This window comes from Pseudonocardia wallangbongensis (assembly GCF_054486945.1).
Genome location: NZ_JBRERS010000002.1, coordinates 240,696 through 253,376 on the forward strand (window position 1 = coordinate 240,696; position 12,681 = coordinate 253,376).

Genomic DNA, 12,681 nt, shown 5'->3' on the forward strand with positions numbered 1-12,681 from the left:
ATTGGGCCAAGTGTGCTGTAACGTGTCCCCCAAACGCCGACCTGAGAAAACGCTGTAACACCCCCTCCTATTCTCCAGATAGCCAGAACAGGCGGCGGGCTCGGCATTCGAAGTTCTCGTCGGCGGCGTTCGTGATCAGCTGGGGCACGGGACGCGAACACCGCTCGAGATCCGCGGATGCGGACCCATCGCCTACGACGACGGCGCGACCTCGCGCCGACGTCCGTCAGGGGGAGCAGCATCGCAGGGTCTGGGGGACCGGTGGCGAAGCGAGTGGGAACTCGGGTGGCCGTAGTGGGGTATGGCTACTGGGGGAGCAAGCACGTACGTGTGCTGAGCACGATGCCGGACGTTGCCGTCGTGGTCGTGGACGAGCACGTCGGACGCCTCGAGGAGGCGGTGGCCTACTACCCGTCGATCGAGAGAACGGCCACGTCCCTCGCGGACGTGCTCGACGACGTCGATGCCGTGCTGGTGGCCACGCCACCCGCGGGGCATGCCGAGATCGCGTTGCAGGCGATCAACGCGGGCAAGCACGTGCTCGTGGAGAAGCCGATGGCCACGTCGGTCGCGGACGCCGAGGCGATGGTGATCGCGGCCGCCGTGCACGGCGTGCAGCTGATGGTCGGGCACACCTTCGAGTACAACGCGGCCGTCCGCCGGCTGCGGGAGATCATCCGTTCGGGAGCGCTGGGCCGCGTCCTCTACATCGACTCGGCCCGGTTGAGCCTCGGGCGGTACCAGCGCGACGTGAACGTGATCTGGGACCTCGCCCCGCACGACATCTCGATCGCCTCGTACCTGCTCGACGAGCTGCCGGTCGCGGCCTCGGTGTGGGGTGACCGCAACGTCACGCCGTGGCGCGAGGACGTCGCCTACCTGCGGCTGGACTTCCCGCAGACGCGCGCGTTCGTGCACGTGAGCTGGTTGAACCCGAACAAGGTGCGCCGCACCACCGTGGTGGGCGAGCGGAAGATGGCCGTCTACGACGACATGTCCGACAACGAGCGGATCCGGATCTACGACATCGGGGTCGACCCCTCGAGCATCGACGACCCGCACAGTGCCCACGAGCGCCCGGTGAGCTACCGCACCGGCGACATCGTCTCGCCGTTCGTGGCGTTCCACGAGCCGTTGATGGCCCAGGACCGGGCCTTCGTGGACTCGGTGCGCACCGGTATCCCGTCGGAGACGCCGGGCGAGCGCGGCCTCGACATCGTGCGGGTGCTCGCGGCCACCGACTCCGCGCTGGTCACCGGGCGTACCGCCCCGGTGCTGAAGCCCGCGCAGATCGCCGGCGTGCGAGCCGTCTCATGACCGGCTCGGTCAAGGTTCCGTTCCTCGACCTGGCCGCGGTACACCTCGACCTGCGCGACGACCTCGACGTCGCGTGGAAGGAGGTGCTCGCGCACGGGCGGTTCATCGGCGGCCCCGAGGTCGCCGCGTTCGAGGCCGAGTTCGCCGCGCACTGCGAGGTGGAGCACGGCGTCGGGGTCGGCAACGGGACCGACGCGCTCGAACTGGTCCTCGCCGGGCTGGGGATCGGCCCGGGCGACGAGGTCATCGTGCCCGGCAACACGTTCGTCGCCACCGTCGAGGCGGTGCGCGCGGTGGGCGCGCGGCCGCGGTTCGTGGACGTGCGTCCCGACACCCTGCTCGCCGACCCGGCGGCCGTGGCCGCCGCCATCACCCCGCAGACGGCGGCGATCGTGGCCGTCCACCTGTTCGGGCAGATGGCCGACGTCGACGCGCTGGGGCGGCTCGCCACCCGGCACGGCATCGCGCTGGTCGAGGACGCCGCGCAGGCCCACGGGGCCCGGTACCTGAGCCGGCGGCCGGGCGGCTGGGGCGCGGCCGCCGCGTTCAGCTTCTACCCGGGCAAGAACCTCGGTGCCCTCGGCGACGGCGGCGCGGTGGTGTCGAACGACGCGCAGCTGATCGAGAAGATCCGCCTGCTCGCCGACCACGGCCGTTCTCCGACCGACCGCTACGTCCACGAGGTCTCCGGCCGCAACAGCCGCCTGGACACGCTCCAGGCGGCGGCGCTGCGGGTCAAGCTCGCCCGGCTGGACCGGATGAACGCCGCACGCGTCGCGCTGGTCGAGCAGTACCGGCGCGGGCTGCCGTCGTGGTGCGTGCCGGTCGCGGAGGACTCGGCCGCCGAGGCCGTCTACCACCTGGCCGTGGTCCAGGTGCCCGACCGGCCCGCGGTCACGGCGGCGCTCGACGCCGCCGGCATCGGCTGGGGCCTGCACTACCCGGTCCCCTGCCACCGCCAGCCCGCGTTCGCCGAGTACGCCGACGGGCCGCTGCCTGTGGTGGAGGCGGCGGCCGGTCGGATCCTGTCGCTCCCGCTGTCGCCCGCGATGGCACCGGAGCAGGTCGACCTGGTCTGCGAGGTCCTCCACGATGTCCCGACCTGATCGCCGTCGCCGCGTCCCGTCGCTGCGGTCGCCCCGCGTGCTGATGTACCACTACTTCGGGGAGGCGCCCGGCGCCGACCCGGAGCAGCTCTTCGTCGGCGAGCGGGCGTTCGCGGCGCAGCTCTCGCACCTGCGGCGCCGCGGCTGGCGGGCGCTCACGCTCGACGAGTACCTGGCCGCCCTGGACGGCACCCCGACCCCGCGCCGGTCGTACCTGCTGACGATCGACGACGGCCACGAGTCGGCGCCCAGGATCGCCGCGCCCGCGCTCCGGGCCGCCGGTGTGCCGTCGGTGTTGTTCGTCTGCCCGGACCGGCTCGGCGGCCGGGCCGAGTGGACGGACGCGTACTCCGCCGAGCGGCTCGCACCGGCCGAGGAGCTGAAGGGGCTGCCGGACGTCGGCATGGAGCTGGGCGTCCACAGCGCCGACCACACGCGCATGGTCGGGATGGGCGCGTCCGAGCTGCGGGTCCACGTCTCCGACGCGCGCGACCGGCTCGAGGCCACCACCGGTGTGCGGGCCCGCACGTTCGCCTACCCCTACGGCACGCACGACCCGGCGGCCCGGGCCGCCGTCGCCGGCGCGGGCTACGACGCGGCGTTCGCGGTGGCCCGCGAGCACGGCCGGTTCGCGGTGGACCGGGTGTTCGTCCGCAGCACCGACTCGATGCTGCGGTTCCGCTTCAAGCTCTCCACGGTCTACCGGGTGATCTCGCGCGTCGGCGGGCGGGCCTGGCGGCTGCGGCACGCGGTCCGCGGGATCGGGGCGCGGCTGCGCAACCCGGTGTCCGCACGCGGGGCCGCCACGGTGCGCCGGCTGGCCGACGTGGTGATCTCGGGCGCGGCGCTCGTGGCGTTGGCGCTCCCGATGCTCGTCATCGCCGCCGCCATCCGCGTCGAGAGCCGCGGCCCTTCCCTGTTCCGGCAGCAGCGGGTCGGGCTGCGCCGCCGCTCGTTCGAGATGCTGAAGTTCCGCACCATGAAGCCGGGCGGCGACGACAGCGCGCTGCGGGACCTCATCGCTCGCGAGCTGCGGGGCGAGGACACCGTCGTCAACGGCAGCTCGAAGCTCGACGGCGACACCCGCATCACCCGGGTCGGCCGCTTCCTGCGCCGCACCAGCCTCGACGAGCTGCCGCAGCTGATCAACGTGCTGCGCGGCGACATGACGCTCGTGGGGCCGCGGCCGTGCCTGGAGTGGGAGGCCGACATGTTCCCGGCCGAGTACGCCACGCGGTTCGACGTGCCGCCGGGCCTCACCGGGCTGTGGCAGGTCAGCGGCCGCAGCGAGCTCGGCACGCTCGACATGTTGCGCCTCGACGTCCGGTACGTGGAACAACGCTCGCTCGCGCGCGACCTGGAGATCCTGGTCCGCACGGTCCCGGCCATGCTGGGCGGGGGCGGGTCGCGGTGACCACGGTCCTCGTCGCGACGACGGGCGGTCACCTCACCCAGCTGAACGCACTGGCCGAGCGCATCCCGCCCGACCCGGACGCCGTGTGGGTCACCCACGCCAACGAGCAGAGCACCTCGCTGCTGGCCGGGCGCGACGTGGAGTACGTCCCGTACGTCGGGCAGAAGGACGTGCCGGGCGTGCTGCGCTGCATGCTGCACGCCCACCGGCTGTTCCGGGCCCGGCACCCCACGCGGGCGGTGTCCACGGGCTCGGGCATCGCGCTGGGCTACCTGCCCTACCTCGCCGCCCGCGGGGTGGAGTGCCACTACATCGAGAGCGCGGCCCGGGTGGGTGGGCCGTCGCTCACCGGCCGTGTCCTGCGCTGGGTCCCCCGGGTGCACACCTACACCCAGTCCCGGCGGTGGAGCGGTGGGCCGTGGCGCTACGGGGGCAACGGGTTCGACGTGTACGAGGCGGTGCCGGCCGAGCGGGTGCCCGGCGAGCGCGTCAAGGTCGTCGTCACGGTGGGCACGGCGGCCGAGTTCACGTTCCGGCGGCTCGTGCTCCCGCTGGCGAAGCTGCTGGCCGCCGACGGCCCCCTCGAACAAGCGCTCGGGCGGCCGGTCGACGTGCTGTGGCAGACGGGCTGCACGCCGGTCGACGACCTGCCGATCACGGCCACCCCGTTCCTGCCCGCCGCGGACCTCATGAGCGCCCTCGAAGCGGCGGACATCGTGGTGAGCCACGCGGGCACCGGGTCCGCGATCGCCAACCTCGCCGCCGGCCGCTTCGCCGTGATGGCGAGCCGGGAGGCCGAGTTCGGCGAGGCGGGCGACGACCACCAGCGGGAGCTCGCCGACGAGCTCGCCGCGCGCGGCCTGGCGCTGCACCGCGGCCCCGCCGACATCACGGTGAACGACCTGGTCTCCACGCTGTCCACGGCGGTGCGCAGGGTGTCGGAGGTCCCGCCGTTCGAGCTGCGGCCATGACCGTTCCGAGCATCATCGCGGCCGACCCCGTCACCGATCCGCGGTGGCGGCGGCTCGCCGCGCAACCGGTGGGAAGCCTGTTCACCTCCCCGCCGTGGATCAGTGCGGTCTGCCGGTCCTACGGCTTCACGCCGGAGGCGCGGATCTCGGTCGACGCCGCGGGGGAACCGCTCGGCGGGTTCGCCTGGGTCACCGTGGATGATGTGCGCGGCAGGCGCGTGTCGAGCCTGCCCTTCTCGGACCGCGCCGACCCGCTCGTCACCGACCCTCCGGTCTGGACCGCGCTCCTGGACGCGGCGAAGACCGGCGACCACCAGCTCACGCTGCGCTGCATGGACGACTCGGCGGCGCTCGCCGACCCCCGGCTGCGCGCCATCGGCGCGGCGGCGTGGCACGGCACCCCGCTGGACGCCGGGATCGACGAGCTCCACCGGCGCATCTCCGGCACGTCGCGGCGCAACATCGCCGCGGCCGGGCGGGCCGGGGTCCGCGTGGACGTCCGGGACGACCTGGACGCGGTGCGCGCCTTCCACCGCCTGCACGTCGGGCTGCGCAAGCACAAGTACCACCTGCTGGCGCAGCCGCTCGCGTTCTTCGAGAACATCTGGCACGAGCTCCACGAGGGTGGGGGCTGCGTCACGCTGCTGGCGTCCCTCGACGGCGAGGTGATCGCGGGCGCGATGTTCCTCGAGTGGAACGACGTCCTCTACTACAAGTTCGGCGCCTCCGATCCCGCCCACCTGCGGGCCCGCCCGAACGACGCCGTCTACTGGACCGGGATCCGGCGTGGCGTGGAGCGGGGGCTCCGGCTCGTCGACTGGGGGCTCTCCGATCTCGACCAGCCCGGCCTCGTCGCGTTCAAGGGGAAATGGGCCACCGACGAGCGCCGGATCGTCACGCTGCGTTCGGGCACCTGGCTGCAGGCGCCCGAGCAGGAGGAGTTCGGGCGGGAGCTGGGTGAGCTCACCCGCCTGCTCACCGACCCGTCGGTGCCCGACGAGATCACCGCGCGGGCGGGCGCACTCCTCTACCGCTACTTCTGCTGAGGGGGAACCAGTCATGACCGTCGTCGCCGGTCCGGTCGTCGTCGTCGGGCAGGGTTATGTCGGCCTGCCACTCTCCGTGCGGGCCGTTCAGGTCGGCCACGAGGTGATCGGGTTCGACCTGGACAAGCACCGCACCGACCAGCTGCGCCGCGGTGAGAGCTTCATCGACGACATCAGCGACGAGGACATCGCGGCCTGCCTGCGCACGGGCCGGTTCATGCCCACCGACGACCCGCGCGAGCTCGCGGGCTTCCGGATCGCCGTGGTGTGCGTGCCCACCCCGCTGCGCGACGGCGCCCCCGACCTGTCCTACATCGAGGAGTCGGCCCGCATGCTCGCGCCGCACCTCACGCGGGGTGCCTGCGTCGTGCTCGAGTCCACGACCTATCCGGGCACCACCGAGGAGGTGTTCGGCCCGATCCTCGAGGCCGGGTCCGGGCTCGAGGCCGGCACCGACTTCCACCTCGGGTACAGCCCCGAGCGCATCGACCCGAACAACCCCACCTGGCACCTGGAGAACACTCCGAAGATCGTCTCCGGTGTCGACGAGGCCTCCGCGGCCTCCGTGCGGGCGTTCTACGACACGATCGTCGACCGCACGGTGCCGGCGCCCGGCACGCAGGAGGCCGAGCTCGCGAAGCTGCTCGAGAACACGTTCCGCCACGTCAACATCGCGCTGGTCAACGAGCTGGCGATGTACTGCCACGAGCTCGGCATCGACGTGTGGTCGGTCGTGGACATGGCGGCCACGAAGCCGTTCGGGTTCATGAAGTTCACCCCGGGCCCCGGCGTGGGCGGGCACTGCCTGCCGATCGACCCGTCGTACCTGTCGTGGCAGGTGCGCCGCTCGCTGGGCCGCACGTTCCGGTTCGTCGAGATCGCCAACGACGTCAACGACAACATGCCCGCCTACGTGGCATCCCGGGTCACCGAGCACCTGAACCGCCGGAAGCTCGCGGTCAACGGCAGCCGGGTGCTGCTCGTCGGGCTGACCTACAAGCGCAACTCGGGCGACGCCCGCCAGAGCCCCGCCGTGCCGGTGGCCCACCGGCTCGCCGACCTCGGCGCGCAGCTGTCGGCGATCGACCCGCTGGTGGCCGCCACCGACGTGCCGGACGGTGTGGAACTGGTCGAGTGCACGCCCGAGGTGCTCGCCGCCGCCGACGTCGTGGTCGTCCTCACCGACCACGACGACGTCGACTGGGAACTGGTCGAGCGTCACGCCGACCGGGTGCTGGACACCCGCAACCGGCTCTCCGGCTCGGGGGTGGATCGGCTGTGATCCGCATCCGACAGCGCTGCCACGATCCCGACGAGCCCGAAGAACAGGCCGAACACCGGCGGGCCCGTGAACGTCACGGTGGCGACGGACTGCACCAGGCAGGCCACCATCCACCCGATCGTCACCAGGCCGATCCACCGCTGGAGCGGCGGCCGGGACGACCGCCACAGCCTGCGGGCCGCCAGGTAGATCGCGAGCAGGCCGGCCACGAAGGCGATGGCGCCGAGGAAGCCGCTCTCGCCGATGACCGCAGGCCACTCGGTGTCGGTGAGGAAGCGGCCGTCCTCCACGCCGCGGCCCAGCCCCCACACGTCGGGGAACCCCCGCGCGACGTACTCGGGGCTGTAGTTCTCGGCGGCCGTGGCCGACCCGTACCGGCCGAACCCGGCGCCGAGGGGGAAGTGGTCCGCGGCCACCTCGAAGGAGCCGATGGTGAGCACCGTGCGGGCCGCCGAGGTGGCGGCGTTGGGGTCGAGGTACTCCTGGTAGGTCTCGTTGGCCACGGACGCGAGCGGCGCGGCCAGCAGCACCGCCGCGAGCGGGACGCACACGGCTGCGGCGAGCAGCGTGCCCTTGGAGCGTGCCAGCGCGTGCACCCAGACCCACGCCGCGGCGAGGCTGCCGATGGCGGTGCGGCGGGCGGACAGCAGCGAGCCGGCCGCGGTGGCGATCATGAGCACGAACGTCAGCGGGCCCTTCCGCACCGCCACCCGCCAGGCGGTGAGGGCGATCGCGGACAGCGTCATGAACTGCCCGAGGTCGATCGGGTGGCTGAACGGCCCGACGAGGGACGGGAGCGCGCCGCGCGCCTGCACGGCGTTCTCGTCGCTCGCCATGAACGCCAGCCAGGGGTCCTCGAGCACGAAGTTGGCCGCCGTGGCGACGACGCAGAAGACCACGAGCACCGTGCCGGCCTTGGCCGCGGAGCGCAGGTGCCGTTCCTCCCAGTCGACCTGGGCCACGGCCCACGCGAACACGAGGCCCTTGGCCATCACGAACGCGCCGGTGAGGAAGATGTCGGGCGCCACCCCGAGGAAGAGGCCGCTCAGCAGCCCGGCCACGAGGAAACCGGCGAACCACCACTGCCCCGGGAACACGCGCAGCGGCTGCCGCGCCACGAGCCGGCGCAGCGGCAGCACGAAGGCGCAGAGCAGCACCATCGCCTCGTCCAGGTAGCTCAGCTCCGGCACCGGCACCAGGTGCGTCAGCGGGCGGACGAACAGCGCCGCGAGCACGGCGAGCCCCACGGTGGTGCGGGGTGCCACCACCGCCACCAGGAGCAGGACCACGCCGGCGAGGGTGGCCACGGCGGCGATCGGCTGCACGACGGCCAGCGCACCCAGTGCGGCCGCCGCGAGCGCCCACGGCCACATCGGCCGGCTCAACACGGTCATCACATCCAAGGTGCCAGGCTGGTGATGATTGGTGCAAGGCGCGCTCCCCCACCCTGCACGTCCGGACACCGAATATTGCGACGGGCTGATTCCCGGGGGCGAAAATGACCGTTGACCGAGCCATTCACATCCTGCGCGAGCGCTGGAAGATCGTGGCGCTCTGCCTGGTTCTCGGCGTGCTCGGCGCGGGGGTCGCGAACTACTTCGCGCCGCGCGAGTACAGCTCAGACATCACGCTCTACGTGTCCCTGCAGGGCACCGCCGAGGACTCGGACGAGGCCTACCAGGCCAACGAGCTCGCCAAGGAGCGGGTGCTGTCGTACGAGCCGCTCCTCACCGACGAGCGCATCACCCAGGCCGTGATCGACCGGCTCGGGCTGACGATGACGCCCGCGGAGCTGGCCCAGCACATCACCGTCACGGTCGACTCGGACTCCGTCGTCATGACGGCCGCCGTGCGGGACTCCACCCCGCAGGGGGCGGCGGACGTCGCCAACGCGCTCGCCGCGGAGTTCGTCGGCCTCGTCGGGCAGCTCGAGGAGCCGATCGGCCCCACGGCCGCGCCCGCCGCGCCGGCGCCCGGCCAGCCGGCCCCGCCCGCCCCGGAACCCGCGAAGATCGGGGCGGAGATCATCCGCCCGGCCACCCCGCAGCCCACTCCGGTGTCGCCCGACACCCCGTTCAACCTGGCGTTGGGCGCAGCGCTGGGCCTGCTGATCGGCGTCCTCGGGCTGGTCATCCGCGAGGCGCGGGACCACTCGGTCCGCTCGGTGTCCGAGCTGAACCGGCTGGCGCCGGGCCCGGTGCTTGCGGAGATCGCCCACGACCGCCACGTGCCGTCCCGCCCGCTGATCGTGGACGAGCCGTTCACCTCCCCGCGCGCCGAGGCGTTCCGGAAGCTGCGCACGAACCTGCAGTTCCGCGGTGGCCGCCGCGGCCACCACGTCGTCGTGGTGACGAGCGCCCGCATGGGCGAGGGGGTGTCCACCACCGCGTGCAACCTCGCGATCGCGATGGCGGAGGCCGGGAACCGCGTCCTGCTGGTGGACGCCAACCTGCGCAACCCGCGGGTGAGCGACTACCTGGGGCTGGACCCGTTCCCCGGCCTCGTGGACGTGCTCGCCGGACGGATGGTCTGGCAGTACGCGCGGCAGCCGTGGAACCGCGGCGGTTTCGACGTGCTCACCGCCGGCCCCTACCCGCACAACCACAGCCAGCTGCTCGCCTCCTATAGCCTGGCTGACCTCTTCGCCGACATGCGCAAGCACTACGACTTCGTCGTCGTCGACACCCCGGCGCTGCTCGCGGTGTCCGACGCGGCAGCGGTGGCCGCGCGGGCCGACGGCGTGGTCCTCGCGGTCCAGCACCTCCAGACGTCGCAGGAGCAGGTGAGCGCGGCCGTGGAGGCGCTGCACACCGTGTCCGCCCGGCTGCTCGGCACCGTCCTCACGATGACGAAGGGCCGGCTGCGCCGGGAGGGGCGGGTGCCGTCCTACCAGGCGCCCGTGTCGACCGCCCGCCGCGACGGGCCACTCGCGCCGCCCACCACGACTCCGCCCGAGCCGGTGATCCAGAGCCCGCCCAACGGGCTGCCGCGCGCCATACCGGCACAGGCCGGCAGTGACGACCTGCCGGCCGACGGGCCGGCCGAGCCGGCTGACGTCCCGGAGGAGACCACGGTCGAGTCGACCACCCGGCCCGTCGACCACCCGGAACGGCGGCCGTCACCCACGCCGCGGCGCTAGCACCGCCCCCACGCTCCTAGCGTTCCTGGCCGATCGTCTGCGGCACCGCGGTGCGCAGGAGCACGAGGTAGACCCCGGCCATCGTCCAGCGCAGGAGCAGCGTGGCCAGCACGATGCCGATCGGGCCGAGGAGGACGTAGAAGATCGTGTCGAGCGCGGCGTTGAGCACGGCCGTGACGGCGGCGATCGCCAGCATCCAGCGTTGCCTGCGGGCCACCACGAGCAGGCGGGTGCCGACCACGTTGAACACGTGCGCCGGGAGCGACAGCATCACGATCGCGCCCCACAGGAAGCCCTGGCCCCATGACTCGGGCAGCAGGCCCGACGCGAGCGCGGCGAGGCACACGATCGCCCCACCGGCGGTGAGTACCGCCGTGACGACGCCGAGCACGCGGCCGTCGCGGCGCAGCAACGCGGTGGCGTCGCCGGGCGCCATCGTCGGCAGGCGGGCCCACGCACCCACGCGCCGCACGAGGAAGGCCATGTTGACGAACTGGGCCGCCGCGTACATCAGCCGGTCCGCGATCTCGTAGCTCGAGACGGAGCCCGCTCCCGATGCGGAGAGGTACAGCCGGTCGACCGCCGGTCCGAGCTGGGTGACCCCGGACGAGAGGGCCTGCGCGACCAGCCCGAACGGGGTCAGTGCACCGTCCTCGGCGCCGGCCTGCTGGGCGCGCAGCCTGCGCACCCACACCGCGAGGACGACGGCCCGGACCGCCTCCCCGGCGGGGAGCATCGCCGCCACGGCGACCAGCGGCGCGTCCCACCAGACCGCGAGGAGCACCGCGGGCAGCAGCGTGCGCATCGCCTGCACCGCGATCGGCACCGTCGGGCCGCCTCGGGCGATGCACTCACCAGAGAGGATGCTCGCGATCGCGGCGAGGATCGGGGCCGGCGCGACGGCGCACACGAGCATGACGAACTCGCCCCGCGCAGGCGAGCCGATGGCGTATGCGATCGCCAGCGCCGGCACCACCAGCACCGTGACGACCGTGGCGAACAGCAGGACCCGCCGCCGGTAGTCGCGCAGCGCGGCGGGCGCCGGGCGCCGGTCCCGCCCGAGCACCCGCCCGTACTCGGCGATGGTGGTCAGCTCGACTGCGGAGCTGATGATCACCGACACCGTGATGGCGACCGACGTCGCGAGCAGCAGGATGTCGGAGTCGCCCGGATCGAGCACCAGCGCGGCGACGAACGGGAACGTGAAGCCCGGCAGCGAACCGATGATCGCCGCTGCCGCGGTGTGCAGGTCCTGCCTCACCGGGCTAGCGCGTATTCAAGCGGCGGAGCCGCTTCATAGGAGCACGCCACCGGCACCGCCGCGGGTTCTCAGACGTCTGCTCGCGAGGACAGCGGCGACGTGGTGAATTGGCATTCATGAGGAGTCGATCCCGGCGTGAGCAGGCGTCTGAGGTTCCGCTACCGGCACCGCTACGCAAAACCATGCTCGAACACTCTCTCAGGTCAGGACTGAAGCGGCCCACCGGTACTGCTCCGCCAGCCCTTCGCGCAGTGGCACGGCGGGTGCCCAGCCGACGGCCGCCTCGATGGCCGCCGTGCTCCCGCCGGTGCGTTCGACGTCGCCGGGCACGGGGTCTCCCCTGCGGACGGCGGGCACCCGGCCCGAGATCTCGCCCAGGAGCTCGATGACCTCGTTCACCGTGGTGGAGGTGCCGCCCGCCACGTTGAACACGGCGCCCGCCGCGACGTCGGCGGCCGCCACGCGCACGTTGGCCTCGACGACGTCCTCGACGTAGGTGAAGTCGCGGACCTGCTCGCCGGTGCCGAACACCGGGATCTCCGCGCCGTCGCGGACGGCCGTGCAGAAGCGCGTGAAGGCCATGTCCGGCCGCTGCCGCGGGCCGTAGACGGTGAAGTAGCGCAGCGAGACGGTGGGCAGGCCGTAGTTCTGCGCGTAGAGGACGCACAGGTGCTCTGCGGCGAGCTTCGTGACGCCGTACGGGGACAGCGGCCGCGGCAGGTCGGACTCCTGCGTGGGGTAGCGCAGCGCGTTGCCGTACACCGACGAGGAGGAGGCGTAGACGAAGCGGGTGAGGTGCGGCGCCCGCAGCGCCGCTTCCAGGAGCTTCTGGGTGGCGCCGACGTTGCCCTGCAGGTACTCGCCGAAGTCGGCGCCCCAGGACTTGCGCACGCCGGGCTGGCCGGCCTGGTGGTAGACGACCTCGACGTCGGCCAGCAGCGCGCCCAGGTCGGCGGCGTTCAGATCGGCCTCCACCAGCCGCAGCCGGGGGTGCTCGATGTCCCGCAGGTTGTCGCGCTTGAGCCGCGGGTCGTAGTAGTCGGTGAGCGCGTCCACGCCGACGACGTCGTGCCCGTCGGCGAGCAGCCGGCGCGCGAGCGTGCTGCCGACGAAGCCGGCCACGCCCGTGACCATCGCCCTCATGA

At 72.8% G+C, this 12,681-nt stretch carries 10 protein-coding genes; 7 read left to right on the plus strand and 3 right to left on the minus strand.

The window, feature by feature from the left end; translation table 11 throughout:
• Window positions 1-294 precede the first annotated feature (294 nt).
• From ACU436_RS07475 to ACU436_RS07500, 6 genes are read left to right on the plus strand one after another with little or no spacing between them, the layout of a single operon-like run.
• Window positions 295-1,317, plus strand: a complete 1,023-nt coding sequence (locus ACU436_RS07475; protein ID WP_459023015.1) for a Gfo/Idh/MocA family protein — start codon at window positions 295-297, stop codon at window positions 1,315-1,317.
• Window positions 1,314-2,423: a DegT/DnrJ/EryC1/StrS family aminotransferase gene (locus tag ACU436_RS07480; protein ID WP_459023016.1), complete on the plus strand. Its 1,110-nt coding sequence runs from the start codon at window positions 1,314-1,316 to the stop codon at window positions 2,421-2,423. The genes ACU436_RS07475 and ACU436_RS07480 overlap by 4 nt, the downstream gene beginning before the upstream one ends.
• Window positions 2,410-3,837 (plus strand): sugar transferase, encoded by a 1,428-nt coding sequence (locus ACU436_RS07485; RefSeq protein WP_459023017.1) that lies wholly within the window; start codon window positions 2,410-2,412, stop codon window positions 3,835-3,837. Before ACU436_RS07480 ends, ACU436_RS07485 begins: the two co-directional genes overlap by 14 nt.
• Window positions 3,834-4,808 (plus strand): glycosyltransferase, encoded by a 975-nt coding sequence (locus ACU436_RS07490; protein ID WP_459023019.1) that lies wholly within the window; start codon window positions 3,834-3,836, stop codon window positions 4,806-4,808. The genes ACU436_RS07485 and ACU436_RS07490 overlap by 4 nt, the downstream gene beginning before the upstream one ends.
• On the plus strand, window positions 4,805-5,854 hold the full coding sequence (locus ACU436_RS07495; RefSeq protein WP_459023020.1) for a GNAT family N-acetyltransferase: 1,050 nt from the start codon (window positions 4,805-4,807) through the stop codon (window positions 5,852-5,854). Before ACU436_RS07490 ends, ACU436_RS07495 begins: the two co-directional genes overlap by 4 nt.
• Before the next feature lie 13 nt (window positions 5,855-5,867).
• Window positions 5,868-7,136, plus strand: a complete 1,269-nt coding sequence (locus tag ACU436_RS07500; protein ID WP_459023022.1) for a nucleotide sugar dehydrogenase — start codon at window positions 5,868-5,870, stop codon at window positions 7,134-7,136.
• Here the strand turns inward: ACU436_RS07500 and ACU436_RS07505 are convergent.
• A complete protein-coding gene (locus ACU436_RS07505) occupies window positions 7,073-8,530 on the minus strand; it encodes a hypothetical protein (RefSeq protein WP_459023024.1) in 1,458 nt (485 codons plus the stop codon). The two genes, ACU436_RS07500 and ACU436_RS07505, sit on opposite strands and share 64 nt — an antisense overlap.
• A gap of 104 nt (window positions 8,531-8,634) precedes the next feature.
• On the opposite strand from ACU436_RS07505, the gene ACU436_RS07510 reads away from it, so the two are divergent.
• Window positions 8,635-10,275: a tyrosine-protein kinase domain-containing protein gene (locus ACU436_RS07510; RefSeq protein WP_459023025.1), complete on the plus strand. Its 1,641-nt coding sequence runs from the start codon at window positions 8,635-8,637 to the stop codon at window positions 10,273-10,275.
• 16 nt (window positions 10,276-10,291) lie between these two features.
• Here the strand turns inward: ACU436_RS07510 and ACU436_RS07515 are convergent, their stop codons facing one another.
• Both ACU436_RS07515 and ACU436_RS07520 read right to left on the minus strand, forming a co-directional pair.
• Window positions 10,292-11,536 carry a polysaccharide biosynthesis protein gene (locus tag ACU436_RS07515; protein ID WP_459023027.1) on the minus strand — a complete coding sequence of 415 codons (1,245 nt, stop codon included), beginning with the start codon at window positions 11,534-11,536 and terminating at the stop codon, window positions 10,292-10,294.
• A 198-nt stretch (window positions 11,537-11,734) separates the two neighbouring features.
• Window positions 11,735-12,679, minus strand: coding sequence for an NAD-dependent epimerase/dehydratase family protein (locus tag ACU436_RS07520; protein ID WP_459023029.1), 945 nt, complete (start codon window positions 12,677-12,679; stop codon window positions 11,735-11,737).
• Window positions 12,680-12,681: the final 2 nt, after the last annotated feature.